General features: G+C 53.9%; 23 protein-coding genes and 1 pseudogene. 12 read left to right on the forward strand and 12 right to left on the reverse strand.

Translation table 11 applies throughout. From position 1 onward, the window contains the following. Position 1: 1 nt before the first annotated feature. From ACR0KW_RS22555 to ACR0KW_RS22580, 6 genes and pseudogenes are all read right to left on the reverse strand, one after another. Positions 2-403 (reverse strand): annotated as a pseudogene (locus ACR0KW_RS22555) (TniQ family protein); the annotation flags it as partial. After that, positions 400-1,395, reverse strand: a complete 996-nt coding sequence (locus tag ACR0KW_RS22560; RefSeq protein ID WP_480807017.1) for a TniB family NTP-binding protein — start codon at positions 1,393-1,395, stop codon at positions 400-402. The gene ACR0KW_RS22560 and the pseudogene ACR0KW_RS22555, both read right to left, overlap by 4 nt. Continuing rightward, positions 1,388-3,598 carry a DDE-type integrase/transposase/recombinase gene (locus ACR0KW_RS22565; RefSeq protein WP_480807018.1) on the reverse strand — a complete coding sequence of 737 codons (2,211 nt, stop codon included), beginning with the start codon at positions 3,596-3,598 and terminating at the stop codon, positions 1,388-1,390. The genes ACR0KW_RS22560 and ACR0KW_RS22565 overlap by 8 nt, the downstream gene beginning before the upstream one ends. After that, on the reverse strand, positions 3,595-4,326 hold the full coding sequence (locus ACR0KW_RS22570; protein WP_480807019.1) for a hypothetical protein: 732 nt from the start codon (positions 4,324-4,326) through the stop codon (positions 3,595-3,597). The genes ACR0KW_RS22565 and ACR0KW_RS22570 overlap by 4 nt, the downstream gene beginning before the upstream one ends. A 203-nt stretch (positions 4,327-4,529) precedes the next feature. Then, the gene (locus ACR0KW_RS22575) at positions 4,530-4,751 is read right to left on the reverse strand and encodes a hypothetical protein (protein WP_480807020.1); all 222 of its coding nucleotides are present in this window, start codon (positions 4,749-4,751) and stop codon (positions 4,530-4,532) included. Between the two features lie 227 nt (positions 4,752-4,978). Next, positions 4,979-5,206 carry a helix-turn-helix domain-containing protein gene (locus tag ACR0KW_RS22580; RefSeq protein ID WP_480807021.1) on the reverse strand — a complete coding sequence of 76 codons (228 nt, stop codon included), beginning with the start codon at positions 5,204-5,206 and terminating at the stop codon, positions 4,979-4,981. A 734-nt stretch (positions 5,207-5,940) separates the two neighbouring features. Between ACR0KW_RS22580 and ACR0KW_RS22585 the strand changes: the two genes are divergently transcribed. From ACR0KW_RS22585 to ACR0KW_RS22625, 9 genes are all read left to right on the forward strand, one after another. Beyond that, a complete protein-coding gene (locus ACR0KW_RS22585) occupies positions 5,941-6,993 on the forward strand; it encodes a hypothetical protein (protein WP_480807022.1) in 1,053 nt (350 codons plus the stop codon). A 498-nt stretch (positions 6,994-7,491) separates the two neighbouring features. Further along, on the forward strand, positions 7,492-8,109 hold the full coding sequence (locus tag ACR0KW_RS22590) for a TetR/AcrR family transcriptional regulator (protein WP_480807023.1): 618 nt from the start codon (positions 7,492-7,494) through the stop codon (positions 8,107-8,109). 16 nt (positions 8,110-8,125) lie between these two features. Continuing rightward, a complete protein-coding gene (locus ACR0KW_RS22595) occupies positions 8,126-9,673 on the forward strand; it encodes a sulfatase-like hydrolase/transferase (protein WP_480807024.1) in 1,548 nt (515 codons plus the stop codon). Beyond that, positions 9,667-10,422: an ABC transporter ATP-binding protein gene (locus tag ACR0KW_RS22600; RefSeq protein ID WP_480807025.1), complete on the forward strand. Its 756-nt coding sequence runs from the start codon at positions 9,667-9,669 to the stop codon at positions 10,420-10,422. Before ACR0KW_RS22595 ends, ACR0KW_RS22600 begins: the two co-directional genes overlap by 7 nt. Continuing rightward, the gene (locus tag ACR0KW_RS22605; protein WP_480807026.1) at positions 10,422-11,171 is read left to right on the forward strand and encodes an ABC transporter ATP-binding protein; all 750 of its coding nucleotides are present in this window, start codon (positions 10,422-10,424) and stop codon (positions 11,169-11,171) included. The genes ACR0KW_RS22600 and ACR0KW_RS22605 overlap by 1 nt, the downstream gene beginning before the upstream one ends. Then, entirely contained in the window at positions 11,171-12,031 is an 861-nt protein-coding gene (locus ACR0KW_RS22610; RefSeq protein WP_480807027.1) for a branched-chain amino acid ABC transporter permease, read from the forward strand. Before ACR0KW_RS22605 ends, ACR0KW_RS22610 begins: the two co-directional genes overlap by 1 nt. Then, on the forward strand, positions 12,028-12,936 hold the full coding sequence (locus tag ACR0KW_RS22615; protein ID WP_480807028.1) for a branched-chain amino acid ABC transporter permease: 909 nt from the start codon (positions 12,028-12,030) through the stop codon (positions 12,934-12,936). The genes ACR0KW_RS22610 and ACR0KW_RS22615 overlap by 4 nt, the downstream gene beginning before the upstream one ends. Continuing rightward, positions 12,933-13,484, forward strand: coding sequence for a carboxymuconolactone decarboxylase family protein (locus tag ACR0KW_RS22620; RefSeq protein ID WP_480807029.1), 552 nt, complete (start codon positions 12,933-12,935; stop codon positions 13,482-13,484). Before ACR0KW_RS22615 ends, ACR0KW_RS22620 begins: the two co-directional genes overlap by 4 nt. Positions 13,485-13,506: 22 nt before the next feature. After that, positions 13,507-14,739 (forward strand): ABC transporter substrate-binding protein, encoded by a 1,233-nt coding sequence (locus tag ACR0KW_RS22625; protein ID WP_480807030.1) that lies wholly within the window; start codon positions 13,507-13,509, stop codon positions 14,737-14,739. A gap of 196 nt (positions 14,740-14,935) precedes the next feature. Here ACR0KW_RS22625 and ACR0KW_RS22630 read toward each other — a convergent pair whose 3' ends face one another. Beyond that, complete coding sequence (locus tag ACR0KW_RS22630) at positions 14,936-15,556, reverse strand: LysE family translocator (protein ID WP_480807031.1); 621 nt, start codon at positions 15,554-15,556, stop codon at positions 14,936-14,938. Between the two features lie 358 nt (positions 15,557-15,914). On the opposite strand from ACR0KW_RS22630, the gene ACR0KW_RS22635 reads away from it, so the two are divergent. The 3 genes from ACR0KW_RS22635 (at position 15,915) to ACR0KW_RS22645 (ending at position 19,234) form a co-directional block, all read left to right on the forward strand. Beyond that, the gene (locus ACR0KW_RS22635; RefSeq protein WP_480807032.1) at positions 15,915-16,658 is read left to right on the forward strand and encodes a DUF2971 domain-containing protein; all 744 of its coding nucleotides are present in this window, start codon (positions 15,915-15,917) and stop codon (positions 16,656-16,658) included. A gap of 121 nt (positions 16,659-16,779) precedes the next feature. Further along, positions 16,780-17,661: a DUF4238 domain-containing protein gene (locus ACR0KW_RS22640; RefSeq protein WP_480807033.1), complete on the forward strand. Its 882-nt coding sequence runs from the start codon at positions 16,780-16,782 to the stop codon at positions 17,659-17,661. A gap of 400 nt (positions 17,662-18,061) precedes the next feature. Then, positions 18,062-19,234 (forward strand): hypothetical protein, encoded by a 1,173-nt coding sequence (locus tag ACR0KW_RS22645; RefSeq protein WP_480807034.1) that lies wholly within the window; start codon positions 18,062-18,064, stop codon positions 19,232-19,234. 216 nt (positions 19,235-19,450) lie between these two features. Here the strand turns inward: ACR0KW_RS22645 and ACR0KW_RS22650 are convergent, their stop codons facing one another. The 5 genes from ACR0KW_RS22650 to ACR0KW_RS22670 all read right to left on the reverse strand — a co-directional run bounded on the left by ACR0KW_RS22650 (position 19,451) and on the right by ACR0KW_RS22670 (position 25,277). Next, positions 19,451-20,863 carry a hypothetical protein gene (locus tag ACR0KW_RS22650; RefSeq protein ID WP_480807035.1) on the reverse strand — a complete coding sequence of 471 codons (1,413 nt, stop codon included), beginning with the start codon at positions 20,861-20,863 and terminating at the stop codon, positions 19,451-19,453. Between the two features lie 157 nt (positions 20,864-21,020). Next, positions 21,021-22,202, reverse strand: a complete 1,182-nt coding sequence (locus ACR0KW_RS22655) for a hypothetical protein (protein ID WP_480807036.1) — start codon at positions 22,200-22,202, stop codon at positions 21,021-21,023. A 12-nt stretch (positions 22,203-22,214) separates the two neighbouring features. Next, positions 22,215-22,766, reverse strand: coding sequence for a hypothetical protein (locus ACR0KW_RS22660; protein ID WP_480807037.1), 552 nt, complete (start codon positions 22,764-22,766; stop codon positions 22,215-22,217). After that, complete coding sequence (locus ACR0KW_RS22665) at positions 22,721-23,656, reverse strand: SMODS domain-containing nucleotidyltransferase (RefSeq protein WP_480807038.1); 936 nt, start codon at positions 23,654-23,656, stop codon at positions 22,721-22,723. The genes ACR0KW_RS22660 and ACR0KW_RS22665 overlap by 46 nt, the downstream gene beginning before the upstream one ends. A gap of 835 nt (positions 23,657-24,491) precedes the next feature. Further along, on the reverse strand, positions 24,492-25,277 hold the full coding sequence (locus tag ACR0KW_RS22670) for an abortive infection family protein (protein ID WP_480807039.1): 786 nt from the start codon (positions 25,275-25,277) through the stop codon (positions 24,492-24,494). Positions 25,278-25,603: the final 326 nt, after the last annotated feature.

Genomic DNA, 25,603 nt, shown 5'->3' on the forward strand with positions numbered 1-25,603 from the left:
CGTGTCTTTCGCAGCGATGCAGGCTGAGCACTTTCCACTCGAGCAACTCATAAATCCCATGATCGCCTGAGCGCTCCCGTGCCTCCAACACGCATTGCGGGCAAAACCGGAGGGCCGTTCTACGAAACACACCAGTGGATGAATGTGTTTGTCCCACGCGATATCGGCCCACAGAGAGCTTTGTCGCCGACCATAGTTTCAGGGTTGAGAAATCATGCCCCGTCAGCCACGCGAGGCGCTCCAACTGGCCCTCATGTCCTGAACAGAGAAACGGCCATCGCATTCCAAGATCAGAGCTTAAATCGCGTGGTGTGGTCCGAAAGAGGCGGGCCATTCGGGCGACATAACCTGACGGGGTCTCCCCCTCGATGAGGGGAAGACTAAGGGTCAACGGGGATTTCATGCATCTTCTCCATCTTCAGGACTGTCGCCATCGTCCAGGAGCTTTCTCGGGTTAAGGCGCCCATAGTCCTCAGCTATAAAGATGTTCATCCAGTCATCTGCGCCATTTCGCTCGCGATAGACTTCCGCAAAATGCCGAATGCTCAGCTTTGCCTCGAAGCCTTCTGTGAACAATGCATGCGACACCGAGAGAACAATGATCTCGGCCATAAGCCCAAACTGGTAGTCCGCCGCGTGCATGAGCCTCATGGCAAAGGCTTCATTCTTAACAGAAGCCACTACATCGATCTGCGCCCGATCGGCGTATCTTTGCACGATCTTGATGACATGCTCGACATCACGCAGAGAATGCAGCCGTCCGATTTCGATTGGATCAACCCGTCGCGCCAGCTGCGCATCTTGATTTACGATTTTCTTGAGGTCTGGCATCCCGGACAGCAGCAACCCCACGGGCCAAACGGAGTTTTCCATCATCGACTTAAGGGTATTGACGACAGACTGTCTTTCTTTGTCAGTTTGGAAACGGGCCAAATCCTGCGCCTCGTCGAACCCAAGAAAAAGCGTCCGACGAAGCTTGAGTTGCTCTTTGACCTGATCCCAGATTGCCGGTCCTTGTTTATTGCCGGAATACGGGTATCCCAGCGCACGTAGCGTTGCCGCACCGACAAACTTCATCGTGGCCGGGCTGGGCACCTGTAGGCCAATGAACTCACAGATATCCTTCTCCGGGTCCGTGGCCATCAGATGCGCGTATTTGTGGACGAGCTGTCTAACTGCGGTGGTTTTTCCGCTGCCGGATGGCCCCACCAGCATAATGCTTCGGGCTTTGAACACGACACCATCAGCCTCATCAGCTCGGCGCTGCTCAAGGATGCTGCCAAAACGCGCGTCAAGCTTGTCAAATTCTGGCCGCGGGATGTAGAGCTTTCTTAAGCTCTGCACCTTTTTGCGGATGTCTTTGTCAGACTGGAACTCCCTGCTGTGTTTATTCATCACCCTTCTCCTCGTCAGAATCTGTGTTGTTTGAACTCGGCTGATCGCCGTCTTCGTCGTCCAACTCATCGCTGAAAAGCCATTCGCCTTCGCTGGGCTCCGGCAACACAGGCTGTTCTTCAGGAAGCGGGCCTGGCTGGTAGGGGATTTCATCGGACAGGAGATCGAAGTCTTGCTCCGGGATTGCCGCGTTTTCGTCGGTGGCGATTTCTGGATCAGCGCCTAGGGACAGACCCCAGAACGTTTCGCGTTGCGCACGTTTGATTTGATCCCTGGTAAGATTGATCGGGCCAAGCTGCCGCATCGCCCGCTGCTCAGCGTCAATCTCCTTGATCCGCCGAATAGCACGGTCCACCACACCCTGCGTAAGCCTGGCGGCTGCGCGATTGTTTTGGCGCAGTTCAAAGATCGTGCGTTCCCACGACGCGAATGATATCCCGTCAAGCCCATCGATCGTCGCTCGCAACGTTGACCAACCGCTGTCCTCTCCACGCTCAAGCCACACGGAGATGTGCCCCATATCTTCGGGATCGATACTGACCTCGACCAATTGAGGGCCGTATTTTTGGAAGTGCTTTGCGAGCCGTTCAGAATGGTAGTTCACGCCGTTCATCAAAACGCCGTGGGGGCCCGTATTGCGATTGAATTTTAGCCCCAGGATATGTCGGATTTTGTGCACGCTCATTGGCGGGGACCAGCCGAACTCAGCGATCAGCTTGTCCCACATATTGTTGGGCGTGGCGTACTCCAGGCCGCGATGCTTGCGATTGTGGTAGACATCGACCGTGAACCGCACCAGCAACTCCAAGATGCTTTCCGCGGTATGCACTGCGTATTTCTCTGACGGGTAGTCCCCTCGTTCTCGTGGATTGGAAAAGGTGCGCCCGGTCAGATAAGGCATCAACAAAGTTGCAAGGCTGCGAAACACGCGCTCAATCGTCCCTCTCAACCTGGGAACTCCGGCAGGCAACACCGAATAATCAATTGCCAGATCTGAGAGAGCGGCCTTAAAATCAACGTTCACAAAGGCCGGGCCATTGTCGACTGCAACGTGATAGATGTGTCCATGCTGTGCCCAGGCTGTTTCACATCCCAGCCCGGCCGCAAGCGTAGTCTTGTTACGCAATGCCATCCAGATGACGGCTTTTGCGTCTTCTGCACTTGGCTTGGTCGACAGCTTGAGACCCAGGATCGAGCGGCTCGCCGTGTCCATGGCAACGCACACCCAATAGCGGCCAAGTTCAAGATCACGTAGGCTCGGGTGTGTGATATCGATCCCTTTACCCTGCAGGATTGCAATGAGATCGATTTCCCATTCATCCATTTCGACACGGTGTAGTGGGGCTTGAAGCTTAATGCCGCCGACATGGGCACCCAGCTTGTTCTTGGCGTATGCAACGCCCTTGCGGGCAGCCAGGACCTCAAACCGATCCAAATCATTGATACGGCGCTCGATCGTGCTCAACGAGACCTCAGGAAGAAGATCCTCGCCAGCGATGCCAAGTGCAATGTTCCTTCGTCGCACCTCAGCATTTACAGCATCCAATACCTGTGAAGGGTAGATTTCGTTTGGATGGAGATAATTCGTGAATTCCATCTGAGTAATTGCTTCGACCCGTGGGTCGATGCGCTTACCGTTTTGGCCATTGAAGATGGATTTCTTGACAAAGATCATCGGATCTTTGGTCTTTTCCCACTCGCGGTACTTTTCCATGATGCCGGTGCGACCGGGCACGAAAGACAGCAGTCCCGGGTCGATCTCTTCCCCGTTCAAGGCCTTGAACAACCCATCCTGAAGCTTTTGTTGCACACGATCCTGAAGCTTCGGCAGAAACTCAAACCACCGTTTGGATGATCTATTGAACCACTCTTCGTCTTCACCTTCGCTCATCGCCTCGCACCAGGCTTCGGCAACAAAGGCATTGACCTGTGTTTTCAAAGACAGACGCGAAAGCAGTGCCCGTCCAGCCCGAGCGCGGCGCGCGGCCTGCCGATCGGAGAAATAACCATACTCGATCGAAAAATGCCCGTCTTCGAGCAGTCTGGCGAGTTCCTCGTGGGTGAACGTCAAAGGTACAGCGCCCGCTTGTTTCGCAAGCAACGTAACTGTGTTGGCAGTGCACTCTTGGACAATGTGGAGATTCCCCATCCCTAACACCGCATCTACAAAACTGATGTTGAGCTGAAACTGGAAATCTTTCATGGCCTGTCCTTTCCGGGGGCGACGGTTGTGTTGGTGGAAATGAGTTCACGCGTGTTGGCTTGCAGAAGCTCCGCGTAGATCGCTCTGAAGGCCGCGCGGAACCCGCGCGCGCCAAGGTCCAGAGGTTTGATGAGTTCTCCGATGGAGAGCTCGTCTGTGAGACCCGAAACAAGCTCGGCAACAAGAAGATCGGCCTCGTCATCCGGGCAGCGTCGAAAGAAGTTCAAAAGCTCAGCGTTTTGAACTTCTTTGGGATGGCGACTGCGTTCAGTGATGAGGCAGACTTTGTCGGCAAACCCCTTCGGCAGATCACGACGGATTGCGGCGAGCGTGCCCCGAAAGTTCAGCTTTTCGACGCGTTCTGCCGGTTTGACCGCCATCGCCACGCGTGACCCATCCCGGTACTCCGCCAGATAATCAAAGCGGTGCGTGCGCTGGCGGCCAGAGGCATCAATATAACTGACGGGACGCGGCTGATCATGCAGGTTCCAAAGATTGGGATCTGCAAGTGCCAGGAGGCAGGTTGCCCGCTCATGTTGACTGGCAGATATGATCTGCCGCCAGTACATTTCGGCAGGTGTCATGGCAAAGGTAAACCCGCGCACAGTGAACTTTGAGCGCGCAGGAAACATAAGCCCGGCCGTGGTGGGTGCGGGGGGACGATAGAAATCGTCGTCGTCATCTTTAGACATATCTCTAGCCGTGGCTGCGGGTTGCTCCCGTGCCATTCGGCTCCTCTTCATTGATTAAGGTAAAAGGTGACCCGCCCGCTGAATCGATCAGCGCGGTTGACGGGTCGCCAGAATTGGATCATGAAGGGTGTGCAAAGAGCTGCTAAACTTTTGCACGAGCCTTTCGGGAGCCCTGCTCTTGAGGGGCTCTTAAATTTTTAAGGTCTCTTGATTTAGGGGCTCATTTTTTCCTCCTCGCTTTAGAGTGGCTCGAAAAGCTCTGAAATATGCGTGCCCATGGCATCCGCCAGAGCCAAATTGATCTGTCGATTTTCGGGTTTTGCGAACCAACGAGTGCCGTCGTTGTTGGAGAGACACCGGCTTGGCGAACGGTGGGCACCAGCCTCGTACACTTCAGACGCTTGATTGCTGGAAAGCGGTTTAGTTAGTTTCGCCGCGATGACGGTTTGAATAAACTTCACTGTTGGTTCCATTTGATGTCTGCAGCAAAAACAACGGTATTGATCACACCTGATGCGACAGGTGTGTTTTCACTTGATTTCCATTGGGCAAGGTGGGATGAAAAAGGGAAGAAATCGTACTAGACTTCGATTTTCAGAGGCCTTCAGGGTATGCACACCCTGAGGGTCTCTTTCATTTCACGTCGCCAATTATTAACAGTGCAGCTCTACATTTACTCTTTCCCACGTTAGTCCGCATAGTGTTCCGGCCAGACCTCTGAAGGGTCGGAACAGCCAATTACTTCGCAGATTTTGGCTTCAACTCGTGCTGAACGGCCGCGCCCTTGTGATACGGCTTGGACCGTAGCCGGGCTTAGATTTAACCTTCTGGCTATATCTGCAAAAGACGACCCTGCTAATCGAATCCTAAATTTTCGGGTCTCATGAAATCGTCTAATTTGTTCACTGGAATTCATGCCGATCACTGTTCGTTGAGTCACAGCAACGTTAGGCGCGGCAGGACTTTTGAATCAACAGCAAAAACCCATGATCATCATTTTTATGTTTGAAAACAAATACATCTAAGTAATTTACCGCCAAACCATCCAATCAAATGTAAAAGAAAGCCCGCTTTAGAAACGTTTTATAAGTCGCTTGTATCGCGACCAAATTTTAAGCCGCTCAAGAGGCATAATCTTCCAGGAACAGAGGCAAAACTTGGGAACTCGTCTCTTTTGAAGCAACGATACCCATAGTCATGATTTGGATATTTTCTTTGTCACCTGTCTTCTCAGTAAGATTTCAGACTGGAATCAACACGGGGTCTCATCGCCAGAGCCGGTCGTAAGCGGTTTAGCCATCATAGAAATAGAATCAGTTTCTCACCGAGGGGGCGGATTCCGGACCTTCTCTGCAGGTGCGAGCCGATCACATTTCAACATAGGAAGCTAACATTCATATGGGCCCGGAACGGGGAGCATCTCTACGCCGCCGCAAGTCGGCTTCGAGCCCTTTGCAGACTTTGATCACTGTTCGGTTCTTTGCCCGCGCAGCAAGTCGCGAACCGCTCATTCCGGACGTTCAAAACCAGGCAGTAAATTGCAGGAGAGCGGACGAAGCTGCCGTTTGCGTAGCTGCATTGAACGTCCGCTTTTATGCCTCGTGCCAATAAAGTATACACTGTGAAACGATCGACCACCCCCGGAAACCAATGACATCAATTCATTCTCTCGAAGTCCCGAAACCGAAGAACTGGCAGGATTTCGAAGCCATTGCCTTGGATGCTTTACGTCTGCGCTGGGATTCGCCCGATCTGGCCGCGAACGGTCGTCCGGGTCAGCAACAGAAAGGTGTCGATATCTTCGGGCCGGACGACATCGGACGGAAGATCGGAGTTCAATGCAAACGGTACGCAACACCGTTGAAGATCGACCTGGTCAAAGCGGAAGTGGAGAATTCCGACGCTTTCGAGCCTACACTGAACACGATATATATTGCGACCACTCGGGATCGCGACGCAAAGCTTCAGATGGAAGTGAGGTTGTACTCCGATAAAAGGGTCAGCGAGGGTAAGTCAGCTGTCGGCCTCCTGTTCTGGGACGATATCGTGGGAAGCCTCGGTACAAACCCTTCGATGTTCAAGAGCCATTTTCCCAACTTTACACTTCCAGAGGCTCATGCCTTCCCTCGAGAACGTCTAGTAGCGGCATTGAACCTCGGTTACTTCGGCGGCCATCTGTGGGATTGCGCCGAATTGATCCACGGCGAGTTCGGTCGGATGGCCAATACCGATCCTCACGAGTTCCAGATTGTCCTAGGCATAGTAAGGCAGTTCTCCCATTCGTTCCTTCCGGCCAAGGAGAGAGATGCCGTAGTGGGCTCGTTAGATAAGATCGTAGCGATCATGAGCACCGAGCAAGCATTGAACCGTGGCGATTGGGAGGTGATCGAGACCCACTGTAAACGAGTTTCTAGACGGGTGGTCTCGCTCTCATCAGTTGCTATCTTGGAGTCGAATACGCTCGAAGTTGGCCGTCGCCTTAGTGCAATTTATTATGGACCAGGCGATAACGTCGGTGCAGCCAAAAGTGCTGAAATGAAGAGGCAAGTAGACGCCATTCTGCCCAGTGAATGTGCTAAACGAACGGCTGCGAAATTCGACGAAGCGGATACAATGAAATATCCATACGGATACTACTGGGCACCCAAAATACTCGCTTATGTCGAGCGGGAGATAAGGTTCGCCAATCCCATGAACCAATAGGCACAAGGCGGCAAGCGTTCACAAAGGGTGCGCCTATCTGAGACAGCCAAATGACACGGTTTGGCCGTTTTAGTAGCTTCCTCCCAGATTTCGGAAAGCGCTGACTGGCAGCTCAGGCTCCAAATTAAACAAAACAATAGCCGTGGATGCAGAAGAGAAAGTCGTCTGTTCAGCATCCAGAGATCACCTCCGAAGGCGAAGACAATCTCGTTTATGTCTCTGGAGATCTTGTAGACGTGAACTATAAGTGGTCCGTCGCACAAAGCCGGTTTTTTGTCGGTCCGGACTGCTCCTTTATCGAGCGATTGTTTGCGAGCGAAAATCACAAATTGAAGCACCCGAGCTTAAGCCGTTCTACGCATTGCAAAAATATGAAAGCAGTAACTAGGCGTGGATCAGTTTAAAGTAAAAACATACACGCCTGTTTTTTATTTGACCGGAACGTTTGCAGTGCCTTAACGTAAATCAACCTCACACCCGAGGACGATTCGAAGGCCCATGACCCAAAGCAAACAACAACAGAAAAGCGAAGACATGCGCGCCAGACTGCGCCGCGCCACATTGCTGACGCTGATGGAGAAAGGGTTCCGCAATGCCGGGACGCCCGAGATCTGCCGTCAGGCCGGTGTATCACGCGGTGCGATGTTCCATCACTACCCAAACCGCAATGCGCTATTGCTGGATGCCGCAATAGACCTCTGGCGAGAAGTGCCGGAACGTCTGCGCGGTCTGGTGGCTGAGCTCAAGGACGGTGAATTCAACGTTGACGCGTTTGTCGACGGCGCCTGGGATAACATGTTTGCCGATGACGTCGTTCTGCCCTCGCTAGAGCTGACCCTGGCGGCACGCAACGACCCGGAACTGGCCGAACCTGTGGCCCAGGGACTGCGCGATCTGTTCAACAGCTATTACACCATTCTGCACGACACCTTCGCAGCCCAAGGTTGGGAAGAAGAGGCCATTCGCGACTGCATCAATCTGGTGCTCTGCGCTCTACGCGGGCTCAAGGTGCAGTCACTGGTCTATCACAGCCCGCAATTCGAAACCGAGATGATAGCGTCGCTCAAGAACGCTTTCAGACATGCGATCCAGGCCATGGCCGAGGACACAAGCTAGAGAAAACAGGAGCAAAATGACAGTAATTCGGAACGTGCTGCTGGTCATTGCCGACCAGTGGCGTGGGGATTCTATTGCCGCATGGGGGCATCCGGATGTGAAGACGCCGCATCTGGACGCCTTCGCAGCCGAGGCGATGTCGTTCCGGCGACACCACGCGCAGGCCGCGCCCTGCGGGCCGTCGCGGGCCTCGCTGCTGACCGGGCTGTACCTGATGAACCACCGGCAGGTCAGCAACGAAACTCCGCTGCCCGCCAGCGTTCCGACCCTTGCGCATCTGGTGGCGGACAGCGGCCGTGCTCCGGTTTTGTTTGGCTATACCGATACCCCTAACGACCCCGACAATGCTGCTCAGTTACAGCCGTGGGTCTGTCCAGGCTTCGAGACGCGCGCCGGGTTCTTCTATCATGATGGCTTTGCCGCGTGGCGCGACTGGCTGCAGGGTCACGGGATCGAGATCGAACTGGGCGATGATCCCGAAAGCATCTTTCTGCCCAAGGGCGGCTATGATCCGTCCCAGCCGGACGCTCCCTGCCAATACCCGGCGGAGTTCAGCGACACAGCCTTCATGTTCGGCGCGGCACGGGATTACATTACAGAGACGGGAGCGCAGCCATGGTTCGTGAACCTCAACTGCCTGCGCCCGCATCCGCCGATGGTCGCGCCAGAGCCATTCAACTGCCTGTTTGACCCAGCGGACCTTTCGGTCCCGGCGCGACCGCATGCCATCGCGCAAGTGGCCGAGAGCCACCCGTTTCTGGCCGCATCCATCGCCGCTTACGGGGCCAAGCGCTATTTCCGCGCCGACCTCACAGCCGATCAGGTGACCGACGACCACGACCGCGCGATGCGCGCCGCCTACTACGGCAATATGGCAGAGGTGGATCAGAAGTTCGGAGCCCTGATCGCAGACCTCAAGGCCAGCGGGCAATATGACGAAACGCTGATCATCTTTACCTCGGACCATGCAGATCAGTTGGGCGACAACTGGATTTACGGGCGACGCGGACCGTTTCCGGGTCTGTTTCACGTGCCGCTGATGATCCGCGACCCGCGCCATCCGGCCAGCCATGGAACGGAAAGCCACGCCTTCACCGAAACCATCGACATCCTGCCCACAATTGCTGAGGCTATAGGCCAGCCAGCACCGCATTGCGACGGTCATGCCCTGACACCGTTTCTGCGGGGCCGCCCGCCCAAGAACTGGCGTTGGCATACAGTGTGGGAGACCGATTTCCGCGAGCTGCGCCTGAACCCGGATTTGGCCCATCTGCTGCCTGAACACGTCGACGATTGCTGTTTCACCGCGCTGATGTCGCAGGACTGGCTGTATATTCACTTCCCGGCGCAGCCCGCGCTGCTGTTCGACCTGAACGCGGACCCTCACTGTCATGGCAATCTGGCCGATGACCCGGCGCATGCCACTCAATTGGCCGCCTGCGCGCAGGCGCTGCTGAGCCACCGCATCAAACACACACCCAAGCAATTGTCGGATTACTGGTTGACCTACGCAACCGACGGCAAGGCGCAGAAAATCTGGAACACGGGAGGAGACGCGTGCTGAAGATTTCGGGCCTGACCAAGAAATTCGGGGCCTTTAGGGCTCTGAATGTCGGGCAAATTAACATACCCACCGGACAGGTGACCGGGATCGTCGGCCCCAACGGGGCGGGCAAGACCACGCTGTTCAACACCATTGGCGGCGCCTATCGCCCCGATGCGGGCAAAGTGACGTTGGACGGTGCCGACATCACCGGCCTGCCGCCGCACAAACTGGCTGGACAGGGGCTGGTGCGCACTTTTCAGATCAGCCGCGACCTGGGCGCGCTGACCATCTTGGAAAACCTGCTGCTGGCACGGCCCGGACAGTTAGGTGAAAGCATTGCCGCCTCGCTGTTTTCCCGCGCCCGCATCCGCGCCGAGGAAGAGAAAGCCATCGAACAGGCCCGCGCCTTGCTGGAGCGCGTCGATCTGTGGCGACTGGCCGATCAGTCGGCGGCGAACCTGTCGGGCGGGCAGAAAAAGCTGCTGGAGGTGCTGCGCGCCATGATGCTGTCACCCAAGGTCATCCTGCTGGACGAACCCGCCGCGGGTGTTGCGCCGACGATGGAGGGCGTCCTGGCCGATTTCATCCTGTCGCTGAAGGCCGAGGGCGTCACCTTCGCCATCGTCGAACATGACATGGAGATGATCGAGCGCCTCTGCGACAGCGTCTACGTGATGACCGAAGGGCGCGAGATGATGCATGGCTCGTTCGCGCAGGTCACCACCGACACGCGCGTGCTGGAAGCCTATCTGGGGAGCATGGTGTGATGAGCGATCCGATCCTGACAGTCGATGCCCTGCGCGCCGGTTACGGCAGTGGTGGCGACATCATCAAGGGCGCGGGGTTCACTGTGTCCGAGGGTGCGATCTCGACCATCGTAGGCCCCAACGGGGCGGGCAAGTCGACGTTGATAAAATCGCTAGTCGGCTTGCTGACGCCGCGCGGTGGGACGATCACGCTGAACGGGGCCGACGTCACCAAGCTGAACGCGCCCGCTATGGCGCGTGCCGGGCTGGGTTACGTACCTCAGGAACATAACGTGTTTCGCAACATGTCGATCGGCGAGAACATGACGCTGGCTTATGAGTTCATCGCCAAGGACACCAAAGGACTGAAAGCCGCGCGAGAGAGAGTATTCGAGATCTTTCCCGACCTTGCTCATCGTGAGGGTGATATGGCGGGCAACCTGTCCGGGGGCCAACGGCAGATGCTGGCCTTTGGCTGTGCGCTGATGCCCAATCCCTCGTTGCTGTTGCTGGATGAACCCAGTGCCGGCCTCAGCCCGAAATACGTGGCCGAGATGTTCCAGGCTGTGAAGGCCGTGAACGATGCGGGCGTGTCGATCCTGATGATCGAACAGAACGTGAAAGAGGCGATGGTGATCTCGGAAACCGCCATCGTGCTTGTCTCGGGTCAGGTCAGGGCGCAGATGCCTGCCCCCGATTTCCTCAACCATCCGGATATCCACGCGCTCTATATGGGCACGGCGGATGCGGCAGCGACGGAGACCATCTGATGTTGCAAATCCTGCTGAACGGCGTGGTATCCGGCCTGTTGGTCGCATTGCCCGCCATCGCGCTGTCGTTGACCTACGGCGTGTTGAACTTTCCCAACTTTGCCATCGGGTCGATGATCACGATGGGAGCCTATATTGCACTGTTTTTCAACGTCGATATCGGCGCGCCACTGCTGCTGGCCGCCGGGCTTGGGGCGGCTGGGTTGGCCTCGGTCGCGCTGCTGACGGACCGGCTGGTCTATAGACCGCTGCGCAATTCGGATCATGTGACGCTGCTGGTGGCGTCTATGGGGGTGTATTTCGTACTGGAAAATGTGGTGCGCTTTCTCTGGGGGTCGGACATTCGCGGCTATGACATCGCGGTGGCGCGCCCGCATCGCTGGTTGGGGATGCGCGTCAATAACGAGCAGATCACCATCGTTATCGTCGCCTTGCTGGCCATGGTTGTGGTGTGGTTCATCCTGATGCGCACGCCACTGGGCCGCGCCATGCGGGCGGTGTCGGACAACCCCGACTTGGCGGGCGTGCGCGGCATCAACCGCAACTATGTCATCGCGGCGGTCTGGGCGATCTCGGGCGTGCTGGCCGGTTTTGCCGGAGTGCTGGTGGGTATGGACGGCGTGGTCGATCCGCTGATGGGCTGGAACTATATCCTGCCGGTCTTTGCCGCCGTCATTCTGGGCGGCATCGGCAACCCGCTGGGGGCCGTCGTCGGCGCGTTGCTGATCGGCGTGGCCGAAGAACTGTCGACCCTGATCCTGCCCACAACCTACCGTCAGGCTGTAGCCTTTCTGGTTATCGTCCTGGTGCTGCTGCTGCGCCCACACGGACTGTTTGGCAAAGCGAGGATCAGCAGATGATCGGCTATCTCACCGCAATTCTCATCTTCGTCATCATCTCGGCCCTGATCGGGCTGGCGCTGAACCTGCAATGGGGTCAGGCCGGGATGGTCAATTTCGGCATCTTCGGTTTCTTCGCCGTCGCCGCCTATGTCGCGGGCCTGTCGGCGCTGGCCGGAATGCCCGCCCTGATCGCCGCCGCGCTGGCGGTGATCGTGACCGTGATCCTCAGCGCACTGGTGGCGCTGGTCTCGGCCCGATTGCGCGAGGATTACCTGGCCATCGCCACGTTGGCCTTTGCCGAGGCCGTCCGCCTGTTCCTGCTGAACGAAACCTGGCTGACCGGCGGCGCCAACGGGTTGCCCGGTATTCCCCGGCCGCTGTCCGGCCTCGCTTCGGGGCTGAGTTACGAGATGATGTTCCTCGCCATCTCGGTCGCGGTCTTCGGCTTGTGTTTCATTTTTGCGCAACTGCTGACTGTCTCACCCTTTGGGCGCGTCTTGCGGGCGCTGCGCGAGGACGATCTGGTCGCCGCCACCCTGGGCAAGACCACCCTGTCATTCCGCGTCCGCGCCTTTGCCGCGGGCGGTGCGATCATCGGCGCTGCGGGCAGCCTGCACAGTTTCTACTTCAGCTATGTCGACCCCACCCAGTTCGGCGCCTTCGTCACCGCCTATGCCTTCATGGCCGTCATTGCCGGCGGACGCGGGTCCAACACCGGCCTGCTGATCGGCGCCGTGTCGGTGATGGTCCTGCTGGAGGGCACCCGTTTCCTCAAAGACCTCATGCCGTTTCTGGATGCGGGTCAGGCGGCCTCCCTTCGCCTGATCCTGATCGGCGTGGGCCTCATCCTTCTGTTGATCTACCGCCCGCAGGGATTCATGCGTGAATACCGCCTGCAGGCCAAGGACGGAGACCTGTCATGAGCCGTATTTCTCCCCTCTCGGCCGACACGCTCCCGGATGAGGCCCGCGCCGTTTTTGACGAAATGAAACGCTATGGTCCCTTCGGCAACCTGGTCGGCGCGATGGCGCATCGCCCGGTGATCCTAAAACACCTGTTCGCCATGCTGCTGGACCTGCGGGACGAGGCCGCCCTGCCGCGCCGCGCGCTGGAACTGGCGTTGGTGACGGTGTCGAAGCTGAACGAATGCACCTATTGCATGTCGCATCACGCGCCCATGCTTGAGGTGTCGGGTCTGAGCGCCGAGGGCGTCGCCCGCCTGCCGGATGTGGACAATCACCCGGAACTAGACGCGGTCGACAAGATGGTGGTGCGTTACGCCGTGGCCGTCACCACCCGCGCCAACCGAATGAAAGATGCCGAGGTCACCGACCTGCGCGCCCATTTCACCGATGCGCAGATCGTCGAACTCACCTGGCGCATCGCACTGTGTGGCGCGTTCAACCGTTTCAACGATGCATTGCAACTGACGCTGGAAGATGGGGTCGAGGAGGTCCCCGCCAGCACATGACCACTCAGAGGAGGATAGAGTGATGACGAAACTGATCATGAACCGCAGGCGGTTTCTGGGCACGACGGCGGCGGGCGTTGCCGCCAGCACCCTGCCGCTGCCCGCGCTGGCGCAGAACGCTCCGGTGAAGATTGGCATGATCTCGCCCCTGACCGGCGGCGGTGCATCTTACGGCCCCAACATCGTCAAGGCGGCGCAGGTCATCGCGGGCCAGATCAACGACGCGGGTGGTATTCTGGATGGCCGCCAGATCGAAATCATTGCCGAGGACAGCGAAACCAACCCCACCGCCGCCGTGCGCGCCGCGCGCAAGCTGCTGGACGTAGACCAGGTCAGCGCCATTGTCGGCATGTGGGGGTCCGGTCCGACGCTGGCGGTCAAGCCGCTGGCCATCGAAAAAGGCGTTTCCGTCAGTTGCCTGGGCGCGGCGGACGCCATCACCGAAGGCGACCATGGCGGTCTGATCTGGCGCTTCCAGGCCACAGGTCGCGAATGGGGCGTACCCCCCGCCAAGGCAATGCTGGCGGCGGGCCACAAAAAAGTCGGCGTCCTGGCCGTACAGACCGCGTTCACCCAATCGATGATTGGCCCCTTTGTCGAGACAATCGAAGCCGGTGGCGGCGAAGTCGTGGTACAGGCCGAGGTCAAACCCGATCAGCCCAGCTTCCGCGCCGAAGTCGACAAGGTCATGAGTGAAGATGTGACCGCTGTCTTCCTGCCCGCTTACGTCACCCAGTTTACCTCGATCGCCAAGGAATGGTTCCGAGGCGGCTACGAGGCCGAGCTTTATACCCTGACCATCGCTGCCAGCGCCGGTGTGAACGGTGGCGGCAAGTTCATTGAGGCCGTGGGCAACGAGGTCGGTGAGGGCATCAACCACCTTCAGGCCACCAATGACAGCGCATCCGCTGCCTACAAGGAGTTCGAGAGCCTGATGGGCGTCGAACCAGGCACCTTCCTGCCGTTCTCGGCGCTCTGCGCGGATTCGATGGCGGTCCATGCGGCCGCGATGGAAAAGGCGGGCACGCCGGATGCGACGGTTTACACAAAGGAAATCCTGAACATTACCAATGGGGACGGTGACGCTGTCGGTGGCGCAGTAAACCTGCTGGAAGCTATCCGGGCAGGCATCCCGATCAACTATACCGGCTATGGCATGGATGTGGCGTTCCACCCGGATGGCAACCTGAAAGATCGCCCCTTCGCCCATTTCGTCATCAAGGGTGGCAAGGACGTCGAACTGGGAACCATCTGATCGATCGGATGCCTTGGGCAGCCCCAAGCCTGGGGCTCCCGTTCATGGGACACAAACAAAAGCGTTTCGCATGGCTGGAAATGAAGATGTCACCTTCTGGGCGCCCAGGGTCAGCACAGAACTGACCTTCTTAGCCAGACTTTGCAATTTCCGATATGCGGGAGTTTGCTGCCAATCGTTCAATGTCTGCTAACTGTCACTGGCGATAGGTCGCAATCTTATATGCTGCGAAGCTGAAAAAGATGCCGAGCGATCCTTCGATCCACCGACGTGCCTTTTGGTAGGCGACGACCACCGGCGCTGTCGAGAACGTAACCGCGTAGAGTGTGTGAACAGCCAACGATAGTGTTGTAGCAATGAAGATAAGCGCAATACCGACCCATAAAGGCGCCTCATTGCCAAGGCCAATACCAACAATTGCGATCCACTGGAGCGCTGCCTTAGGGTTTGTGAGTTGAATTGCGATACCTTGAAGATAGAGGTTCTTGCCGCGAGCAGCCTTTGGTTTGTGCAAGTGAGAAGGTGTCGCCGCCGAACGAAATGCCTTGTATGCCAACCACAAAAGGTATGCCGCTCCGAAAACCTTCAGGAGTGTGACTGCACCCGCATAGGCGGTTATCAGAGCGGTCAGACCCGCAACGGTGCATGTGGCCCAGACCGCTGAGCCGGACCCCACACCGAGGGCCAGTTTTACTCCGGCCTCCCGTCCGCGCTCCATCGAGGTGCCTATAATGGCAAGAATATTCGGGCCGATACTGACAAAGCCGACCGAAAAAATGCCCAAAGCCAAAAGCAAACTAGAAATATCTGCGCCCACTATCGTTCTCCTTTCACCTTCTACTGAACGCTAGCAGACAGAGTGAAGCGAAAGAAACAATCATTCGCCGCGCTGTGACGAATGAGTTGGTTGGGCTCGCACCGGACCTTCTCTGCGGTGTACACTGATTGATACTATGAGCCCTAACCAGACCTCCGCGGTTGATTAGAATTTCACGCATGCAGCATGTGACTATCGTCGCAAACCGGACATTGGTAGCTCCGGCGACTTACGGCTTTGATGTACAACAAAACTCTCGTGCTATAGCCGTGATTGGATCTATAGTGATGAGACGTCTAAGCCATTGTTTTATATATAAGGATAACCACTTGTGAAAAGTGGGTTTGGAGGTCCAATAATGAAACTGTATTACTACACAGGCCATGAATATCTTCGCGACATACTCCAAAAAAAGAGAGTGAAGTTGTCGCGATTCGGGAAGTTTGGAACTCTCAATGATCCCTTCGAACTGGCTCCATATGACATATCTGACCCCGGCCTCAGATCAGCTCACAAAGCAAGCATTGAGGAAACTGCAAAAAAAGCAGGTTTGATTTGCTTGAGCGAGACGCGGTGTTCACCTGCGATGTGGGCGCACTATACAAATAATCATGAGGGTGCATGTCTCGAATTCGAAGTCACATTTGATCATGTGACCAAGGTTGAATATCAGGACCAAAAGTTGTTCCAAGGAATTACTTTAGAAAAATTTGACAGTCTCTTGGATGAAGATCAGGTCGAGAAGTTTTTTAGTAGAAAATCATGCGACTGGGCCTATGAAAAAGAGCATCGGATGATTGTTCCCTTAGATAATGAACTAGTTGTGCGTGAAGGCGAGCGCCAATTCCTGCCATTTCACGAGGTTGCAGACCGGATCTTTATGCTTAAACGAGTTTTCGTCGGTTACAGGTGTAGTAAGGGCATCTGGAACTTAATGGATGATGTAAGCAGTTACCCTCACAGAGTTGAAGTCATTCAAACACGTCCAGCGTTCAAGACCTTCGAGGTGAGGAAGCAACGAGACAAAAAACACTGGAACTGGGATGAAAGTGAAAGAGGGAACGAAAGGTTTCTTCCTGCAGTCCGCGCAGTTTTCGGTTGATTTGAGCTTGGTGTAAACACTGCTGGGGGCTTTTTCCTCTGTTTCACTGAGTGGGAAAGACGTTTACCCATCGCCGTGGCTCTACTAGCTCAACAATAAAATTTTTTGAAAGAGTAGCCCGTTGGCAAATCGATCCAGGAAACATCATTATCTTCCACAGGTCCTGCAAAAGCCGTTTTGCGACGAGGATGGAAAGCTTTGGTATTCAGAGCGTAATAGCCAAGGAACGTTTAAGAATCCGGAGCATCGAAACCGGGCCAGTGCTTTTAGGCGTCGCGACCTCTACACAGTTTTGGATCATGCGGGAAATCTATCAGATGTTGTCGAACGTGAGCCCTATGGGGCATTGGACGACTACCTAGGTTGGCTGCTACCGCAACTGTTAACACTTATTGCTTATGGTCAACCGCCACTGATTACAGGAGACGCACTAGAGGATCTACAGAATGCGATACTCATGCTTCTCAAGCGAACTCCTGAATTCTCTAGGTCGGCCTTTAAGCTTAGCGATACTGAGATTGGTAAAGGCTATCATGAGAGTGGTGTAAACAAATGGACCCAGAGACCAGGTGAAAATGAACAAGCGCTCTCATACTACAGTTCTGTCGCGGCGACCGAACAAAGCCTGAGACACCATGGCCGAAATCTTAGAGTTCGAGCTGCTTTAGGAATTACGTCAGAAGAAAGAAAGATCTTAAAAGATTTTCGAGCAAGTTGGGCGCTGAGTGACGGCACCGGGTTTTTCATATTGGGAAGCCGTATTTGTCACCGAGTAGGAAATGGCGGCGGGAACGGTCTCAGAAATCTCCTTTTGGAGTTGTGGATGCCTATTTCCCCGATGGTATGTCTTGTCATGCACCGTTCCAATGCCTGCCATACAACGGTCTTGTCTAAGTCTGATATAGAAGCGTTTAACATGGACTTTCTACGCTCTTGCGAGAGCGTAGCTTCTTGTGATCACAATCATCTAGTTGGGTTGCTTGAAGCATTAAGCGAAGTTTGAACCCTCCTGCATAATTGTAAGGTCGCCGTGGGATCCATTGATTCAGTGGGAAAGGTAAATATGGACCATAATATCGCCAACGCAGCTGTCTGACCTCACAGTGCGACAACACGCACATTACAAAACGGGAGAGTAGTCTGAACTTCTGGGCTTCACCCAAAGATACTAAAATTGCTCTTTTTGTGGGGCAATCAAGTTCTCCATAAACACCCTCTAGAATCGCTCGGGATAAAGCCGGGTGATTTGTCCGAGACATGACTTAAGGTTGGATATGCCGTTTATCTTTTCTAGGCGCTTTATACAGCAGTGTTTGGATGTGCTTAGCACAGCCCTATCTGCCGCTCAGTACGCTGATCTAGTATCGAGATTGAACCGGAAGAGCCCGGATCGCCTCGCAGCTATGTGGGAAGCAGTGTTGCTCTCGTGTTTAGTAGATCAACCCGACTTTGCTCACGAAGTTCCGCTGAACAATGGTCGCAAGCCAGATTTTCAAATCTGCCTTCCAGACACAGGTGTTTTTGTCGTAGGCGATGTTACGAGCGTCTCAGACAAAGGCTCGAAGAAGGATAATCCTATTGAGTTGCTGATCGAAGATATTGGACGCATTGCTTCCAAACACGGATCGGATATTTCTCAGTTTGATGTTCGGGTCGAAGCGTCAGATGTGGGAGATTACGAAAAGCGTAAAATTGTTCTCAGCCTTCCAAAAGGGGCTGATCGTGCCAGGTTTCTCAAAGAGGAATTGACGCCATACATCGTTGAACGCATCAAAACGGAAGACTATGGGCACAAAAAGATATTCAATTCTGGAGAATACCACGTCGAAGTGACCTTCAAGCCGAAGTCGCAGTTTTCTTCATATGGTCACCCCAGTTTCACCAGCGTTCTGCACATAAATAGAAACCCTGTTTGGAATGCACTTAAAGCAAAAGCTGACCAACTGCGAGGTGCCCCAACAGGAGCGCTTCGAATTCTCTTCCTGTGTGACGGAGGAAGTGAGGCGATGCGTGACCGTGGAATGAATTCCTTAATAGGGCGTGACGAGATAGTTAGAGAATTCCTTCGGAGAGAAACCGGTATCGACATAGTCGTAGCCATAACGGTCAAGGACGAACACTATCCGATGGGCCAATCCCGTCGAACCCTTAACTTGACATGGTCAATCAAAGAAAAATGGTTGCAATCCGAAATGGAAAGTTCCGCAGTCGTAGCTGAGGTTCGGCAAATTTTGAATGATATTGGAGAAAAACTGCCGAAACCGAAATCCAATGCTGAGAGTGCAGTGAAGAACCTGACTAGAATCAACTACAGTATTGGGGCATGGGGAGGTCTCAAATGGGGAGGTGGTAAATTGAAAATGTCAGCACGTGCTGTGCAACGGCTTTTAGCTGGGGAGATCGACATCGCGGAGTTCAACAGGGCACATGGTTGGACAGGTGATAATCCTTTCGCAAACGCTTTGAACGACGGTCGGACAATCAGAAACATCAGCATCGAAGAGACGGACCGCCAAGATGATGATTGGTTGGAATTCGAGTTTGGGGATGATGCTGAGCTGCAACCTTTCAGGTGAGAGTAAGTGCTGAGCGGCATTTTAAAGCGCAGAGCATGGCCGTTCAGCAATTTCACATAGCATTGCAGCATTGCCATTAAGTTTGTGCGTCAGCGCCGCGCTCTCGTCATCTCAATTGGACATAAGAGCCCAAAGCCAACATACCCAACCAGAAGGCAGGGCGGAGAGCTGACCTTCGCTGCGTCTTGCGCCAATGTCAGCTAGGGACATCATCTATCACTTCTCACCCCACCAAGGGGCCGCTGCTTTCACAAGACTTGAGTAGTCGAAATTTGGTTTTCTCTCACCCTTTTCGGCAACGGTACTAAGTATGCCCGACAACTCATAACCATGAAACTTCTCTTCGACCGATTTGGAAACAGCATCATGAACGTCGGAAAGGTCATATGACCTTAGACTTCGTTCGAAGTCCGCATATCCAACTAGCGCAACTGGAATTCTCTTGTTTTTTGGAACGGAAAGGTTGTCTGCCATTTGATGCGCTCGTTCAAAGAGCTCTGAAACGAACGCGTTGCCCATGACTGCCCAAGGATCATATTGCAGGACTAATCCCACCATGTGTTTCCTTAGCATCGAACCCAGTTCGCTGTTGGTGCGCCAAATTTGAACTATTCCCTTGATAATATCGCCAAAGTCTTTTTCGCAATCACGCCAAGGATCAGGAGACGTCAAAACCTTCTGAGGTAGACGTCTGATCTTGCATTCAACAATAAAACCCAGATCAGAATCGTTCCCCAACAAGAACAGGTCAGCGCTCTTTCCATAAGAAGTATCTCGCTCTCCCTCGATCTCGAAAGAAGGGTTACAATAGTGTTCCAAAAGGCGGCGGCATAGGTCTTCGAAGCGGTCTCCTGAACTCCGCCGTGCATCACCGTCCTGCACAATATCGTAGTATAGGCCGTCAGTCACTCTAAGCATAAATTGGGCTCTAGATGGCACCAAGAAGGCAGGCCCCTGACGATCCCGGACTTCGAACAATGGGCGCTCCTTAATGACGCTCCGTCTGAAATCTCTCGGAATGCTAGCGTTTCGAATTTCCTTGGCAAATGCGGCTTGCTTTTCAAGAGTTCCACCAATGATTTTTCCAACCCTCAAAACTTCGCTCCGAGTTGCTCCGATGCTCGCAACATAGGACGTGAGAACTGCAGGATGGCTTTCTGTCGACACATAGAAAGCAAATGCAACCTTAAGAAATTTATCAAGATCAAGAGTGTGTTTTTGAGCGAATGCTCTACTTCCCTCTGGCGTCGCGTAAACATGCCAAGCTCTTGCGATCCGAAAAATGTTTTCAAACCCAAGTTGCCAATCATATTGCGGCCAGAACAGTCGTGGAATGGCAGCAATTATCTGATTGCTATCGTAGTCGCTCACTCCTTCGATGTTCGCTAGCCCGCCATATACATTCATAAGTTTAGCGATTCCTCCCCATGTCTTGAGGTCGAGACGGCGATTGCTTTCACAAGTTGCTGCGCCCATCACCAGTCTCTCATTGAGGACCCCATCTATGCTCCAAGGAGGGATGAAATACTTGCCCGTAATTTTGTGTTCTTCTGGATTCCCGGGTATAGCGGCATGGCGCAGTGCAGATGATGTCCGGCCGCTTCTAATGGCTTCAATCGCCCAGCTCATGATCAACAAGTCAGTGACTGGGAGTGGTCCCAAGAGATCCCATAGTCTTCTTTCCCAATATCGCCGTTTCTCACCTAAAACTCTTGTCGTCATCTTGTGTCTTTCCGCCCGTGTTCATTCGGGTGTTGCCGCTTAACTTAACTTGGCGCGAATGGCGTTATTCGACTTCCCTTTTTGATAAGAAAGCCCCTCCGGTTGGAAACCTCGGCCGACTTTCTAGCTTCTTGCCAACTTCAATGCGAAGTTCCTGAAGCACTTTCTTCGGCAAATTTCGATGCCGGTTGGCGTATTCGACTATTACCATTTCAGCATCTTTGTCTGGTAGCGCGCTTTCGAGCACCTGTTCGACGAAATTGTCCTCTAGCAGGCGGGAAATAAGCGAGCGCGGCATTCTAAAGGCAGCTCCAACATCAACCACTGCGTCCCTCAAGTGCTTATGTCTTACTCGCTCATTCAAGTAGGTCTCGTAGGCAAATTTCATGTCGGCCAAGCGGGCATCAACGATCTTGCGATGGAAACGTACGAGGCGAACGACATCTTTCGTGACCTCTGTGGCTGTCTCTAGAATATCCAGCTTCGCGTTGTTTTGCAGGAAATCCCTGCTTGTGGCTTTCCATTTAAACCCAGAGTAAAGGAGCGCAGAACTATCCAACAGAAGGCTAACCTTTCGATTTTCGGATAGTTCGATGGTGACGTAGGGTTCGGGAACCTGAAAATGAAGCGTATAGTTGCGTAAATCTTTCGCGAAACTATGTGCACCTTTATTCTTCGCAACCAAACGTGCAATCGCCCGCTCGTAGCTCTTCTGATCACCCAGATTACAGCGGCGTCGAATGCGTCTGCAGACATCGACATATGATGCATAAAGCGCACCAAAGTTCAGCAATTGAGCAGTTGCTTTGGATTGCTCCCTCTGATGAGTTGCTAAACGAGAGCGAGAAGAATCCATCGCTGTTTCCATTCCAGCTTTTGCCGCATTCAATCCAATGCATGCCTCCTCTAAAGCCGAAACGATCAAGTCGAGGTTTCTTAGTGCAGAATCTACGGGCTGGAAGGGACAGAAACGTAAAACATAGTTCCATTCGTCTTCGCGCAAATCAGAAGCTAACTGAGAAAACAATTCAGGCTCATCAATTTGACATTCAGTAACGTAGCCAGCCATAGCCATCGCAATGCCCAGCCTCTCCAACTCTTGACGTTTATGGTCCAACCATAGCAACTGCCCGCCAGGAAATACGCGCGCTAGCTGGTAATCGTGTAAAGTAAGTGGTCGGTGACTGGCGATATCAGCCAATCGAAATCTGTGCCGCCTAATAAACGAAGCAAAATTTTCTTTCATATGGCACTGTCTTTAATTTCCACCACCTTCAATGTTGTCAGGGTCATAGTCACCTGAAGCTACCTTTCTTTGTGCCGCCTTAAAGCAAAATTCTGGTGGGGTCAGAGATGCATTACGTGCGTTGTCTAAGTCGGAAAGCGCCTCACGCGCTTCGATCTCAAACTCGGCGAATGGCTTGTGCGACCAGACATTAGCTGCCCTTCGTAACGTCCCTTCTGCGTTTTTGAATTTTGCGGCGGCGGTTTCATAGTCCAAAATTGTATCATCAAGTTTTAATGCCTTGATTGCGCCCGGAATGATCACTGCCAACAAGGCAAGGCCTGCTACTAGAACCTGATTTTCCTCGCTTTGCTTAAGCACTGTGCTCGCTGCGCCAGCTCCAGAAGCGGCGGCAAGTATCCAGAGTGCGCCACGTATGCCTTTCAACCATTTGAGCCAGATGTAAAATGTAGTGGAAGTGTAGATCGTATTACGCGCTTGCTCCGCGCATTCTGCCACCAAGGCTGAATGTGCCGCGCTTAAGTCACCATTTCCGGGATCACATTTCCGAATATCTTCTGCCATTCTGCACCCGCCGAAAGGTTCATATTGTCACGCTCAAAGCTACAGGCTTTCTCCGCACGCTCATAGGCCGTCCAAGCCTTGCTCCGCCAATCATCACCGAGGTCAATCCACTCGAGGTACCGGCCAGGCATATAGAAACCACCGCCTGCTCTGCCCCACATGTACAAAAAAGTATCTCGTATGATCCAGTCGAACCAAAACTCGTTGCTTCCGCCCCAGTCCATTTGTGCGAGGGCCTCTTGAACTAGCCGTTCGATATGGAATGACTTGATTGGTACATCGCAGTGCTGCCTCCACTGCTTTACGATCCGGGTGATTTTCCGAACGTTCCCGTTGAACGACTGATCAGAGCAATCAAGGTGATAAATCTCTGCGTTAGGATCGATTGATTTCCATCGTCCGCCATCATTTGTGTCGCCAATAACTACACCACCATCTTGCCCGTGAAAGGAGGGAACTACTTCGATCTTGATGCTATTGAATTCAATGACGACAACTTGGCCATCGCCACGTATCCGCGTTTGTGGATAGGTCGTGCCCAACGAACCCCTAACATGTTGCAGCAATTGCGAAGGTTTGTTTCCTTCTCGCGCATTAAACTGATGAAAAACCTCCGCAGGAAGGAAGCATAGTAAATCTATATCCGAAGGCGGGTGAATGGCAGTATGCTTTCCCCAAGAGCCGGCCAGCATGTAGTATCCTACACAGCTTTCGTTGCGATAGGCTCGATTAACAGACCGGATTACGCCGCCCAGTTTGGTCTCAGCATCTTCAACCTCTTGTGGGAGCAGACTCAGATTTGATTGAATGCTTTTAAATCGGCGCGTGACGTATTCCCACTGCCGGGAGCCTACAGAATTTGAAAAGAGGCTTGGTTGACTTAGTAGCATTTCTTCAAGGTAGGGGCTCTAGGTTTAGATTCCAAGATCGCCTCAAGCACTACATGTGTGAATTTTTTGGGTCTGATAAACGAATTGCACAAAGGTCTGCTTTGGCGCCCCTTTTGACATTGCAAAGTCAGCTTTCCTGCGCACAGCCGCCGCTCGTGAGGCGCAGTGCTGCTGACGCGGCGAACAGCAACTTGGTGGCCTGAGCTCCACGAGACCACAATCTCAAGCATGGTGCGAACGGCAGCAATGCGGACTGCATCGCAGCATTCATAAGGTTTTGGCAAGAGCAGCTTTGGGCCGCAATTGGCAGATAGCAGACCACACAAAAGATCGAACAGTTGCGAGTTACAGCGACTGATCTGCGGTCCTGGATCTCACCCGTTGATAAAAGAAAAATTGACTTGGAGTGCTATCTTATGTCGAGCGTCCACCGGTTCTCTGGTCCAACTATGACGGTTGGGCCAGGCACGTGTGACGTTCAACAAGTTCGTCAAATGTCAGAATAATAATCTATCGAGGAATGCACTCCGCGCAATGTTGGTCCAGGCCAATCTCCAAAAACACGAAAACCCACGCTTACGCGTGGGCCTCGGAAAGAGGGCAATACAAGCTCGCGCCTCGACTCTCATATGGAACCTTAGTGGTCAAATATCAAGAGCCGGGTGGTTGTCTGAACTTCGGTAGACGGTAGACGGTAGACGGTAGACGGTAGACGGTAGACGGTAGACGGTAGACGGTAGACGGTAGACGGTAGACGGTAGACGGATCTGCAGCTCAAAGCCAATTTCATTGCAATGGTACTATCCGGCCAGGTGCGCCATCTGATGTTGAGCGTTCACCCTATTCGTTGCTCCTCGATTCTCGCTTGCCAGGTCTCGATCAAAAACAAAGCCATGGAGCCAGCCAGGTTGACCGTCAAAGCAGCGTGACGCGGCTTGAATGGAACTCGCGAGCGCCCCCCAGCATGGGCGTCACCACCCTTATTTCGGAGAGAACCGATGCTCTGAATGACACTTTGGCAGTTTCCCAAAATCGTTTTGAAGACTTCTTCCTGATGCTGCGATGGTGCGAGCTTCAACACCTTTGAAGCCTCGGCGTATAGCTTCGGGACATTCCATTTTGCCTCCCACTTTCCGCCGCTATCTTCGATGATGTGTTTGCAGACCTCTTCAAGAAGTGTGCTGGCGGCAGTAACAGCGCCGTCCGGGTCCGTCGTTCGTCTGTCCAGTGCCTTCGCCCAAAAAGCTTGAACAGCAGGCGCATCGTAGACATCAAGACCATTTGTGATCGTGGTGTCCGCTGCACCGCCACCCGTTTCCAGAAAGGTCAACAGGGGAACGAAAGCTTCGACAACGTGGCCTCGGCGGATGGCCCAAGAACCCGCTCCACTTGCTACGCTTGATAGGGCTGAACGCACTGAGGCAGCATCATTTGAGAAACGCACAAACTCCGGAAGAAGCCGCTTGCTTGCCGGATCTTCCATTAGCTTTCTTCTGGCCAATTTGTACTCAGGCTCTGAACCACCCTCGGTAGTAAGGGCAATGATGTTGTTTTTAAGGAGTATCGCGCATTCAAATAGGTCGTCAGGTATTTCTGGCGCGTGGAAATCGCCATAGGTCATATTCTTTCCCCGAACACAGAGCATCCCAAATGTGATTCCAATAGCGAATTGAAGGCAAGCTCGCAAACGCTCGACGTTTTTCGCCAACCCGACATTCATACAACCCCCTAAACATAGTGGGTTTTTCTGCAGCGCGTCGTCGTACCGACCTGCAGCTTGTTACCAATTTCATTGCAAAAGGACTGTTCGGCTTGGTGCGCCATCTGATGTGGAGCGATCAACTCACTCTTGGTCACACTATGACGGTTGGGTCAGGTTCGTGTGACGTTCATCAGGTGTGGAATGCCGCTGATTCCTGACTCTCGATGCGAAAATTCCTGAATCTT

This window comes from Ruegeria sp. CG11, from assembly GCF_056537245.1.

Excerpts from the sequence above, each read along its gene's own strand:
- ACR0KW_RS22560 (WP_480807017.1), bottom strand. The coding sequence starts at position 1,395 with ATGAATAAACACAGCAGGGAGTTCCAGTCTGACAAAGACATCCGCAAA.
- ACR0KW_RS22565 (WP_480807018.1), bottom strand. The coding sequence starts at position 3,598 with ATGAAAGATTTCCAGTTTCAGCTCAACATCAGTTTTGTAGATGCGGTG.
- ACR0KW_RS22570 (WP_480807019.1), bottom strand. The coding sequence starts at position 4,326 with ATGGCACGGGAGCAACCCGCAGCCACGGCTAGAGATATGTCTAAAGAT.
- ACR0KW_RS22580 (WP_480807021.1), bottom strand. The coding sequence starts at position 5,206 with ATGAATTCCAGTGAACAAATTAGACGATTTCATGAGACCCGAAAATTT.
- ACR0KW_RS22585 (WP_480807022.1), top strand. The coding sequence starts at position 5,941 with ATGACATCAATTCATTCTCTCGAAGTCCCGAAACCGAAGAACTGGCAG.
- ACR0KW_RS22590 (WP_480807023.1), top strand. The coding sequence starts at position 7,492 with ATGACCCAAAGCAAACAACAACAGAAAAGCGAAGACATGCGCGCCAGA.
- ACR0KW_RS22595 (WP_480807024.1), top strand. The coding sequence starts at position 8,126 with ATGACAGTAATTCGGAACGTGCTGCTGGTCATTGCCGACCAGTGGCGT.
- ACR0KW_RS22605 (WP_480807026.1), top strand. The coding sequence starts at position 10,422 with ATGAGCGATCCGATCCTGACAGTCGATGCCCTGCGCGCCGGTTACGGC.
- ACR0KW_RS22610 (WP_480807027.1), top strand. The coding sequence starts at position 11,171 with ATGTTGCAAATCCTGCTGAACGGCGTGGTATCCGGCCTGTTGGTCGCA.
- ACR0KW_RS22615 (WP_480807028.1), top strand. The coding sequence starts at position 12,028 with ATGATCGGCTATCTCACCGCAATTCTCATCTTCGTCATCATCTCGGCC.
- ACR0KW_RS22620 (WP_480807029.1), top strand. The coding sequence starts at position 12,933 with ATGAGCCGTATTTCTCCCCTCTCGGCCGACACGCTCCCGGATGAGGCC.
- ACR0KW_RS22625 (WP_480807030.1), top strand. The coding sequence starts at position 13,507 with ATGACGAAACTGATCATGAACCGCAGGCGGTTTCTGGGCACGACGGCG.
- ACR0KW_RS22635 (WP_480807032.1), top strand. The coding sequence starts at position 15,915 with ATGAAACTGTATTACTACACAGGCCATGAATATCTTCGCGACATACTC.
- ACR0KW_RS22645 (WP_480807034.1), top strand. The coding sequence starts at position 18,062 with ATGTGGGAAGCAGTGTTGCTCTCGTGTTTAGTAGATCAACCCGACTTT.
- ACR0KW_RS22650 (WP_480807035.1), bottom strand. The coding sequence starts at position 20,863 with ATGAGCTGGGCGATTGAAGCCATTAGAAGCGGCCGGACATCATCTGCA.
- ACR0KW_RS22655 (WP_480807036.1), bottom strand. The coding sequence starts at position 22,202 with ATGAAAGAAAATTTTGCTTCGTTTATTAGGCGGCACAGATTTCGATTG.
- ACR0KW_RS22660 (WP_480807037.1), bottom strand. The coding sequence starts at position 22,766 with ATGGCAGAAGATATTCGGAAATGTGATCCCGGAAATGGTGACTTAAGC.
- ACR0KW_RS22665 (WP_480807038.1), bottom strand. The coding sequence starts at position 23,656 with ATGCTACTAAGTCAACCAAGCCTCTTTTCAAATTCTGTAGGCTCCCGG.
- ACR0KW_RS22670 (WP_480807039.1), bottom strand. The coding sequence starts at position 25,277 with ATGACCTATGGCGATTTCCACGCGCCAGAAATACCTGACGACCTATTT.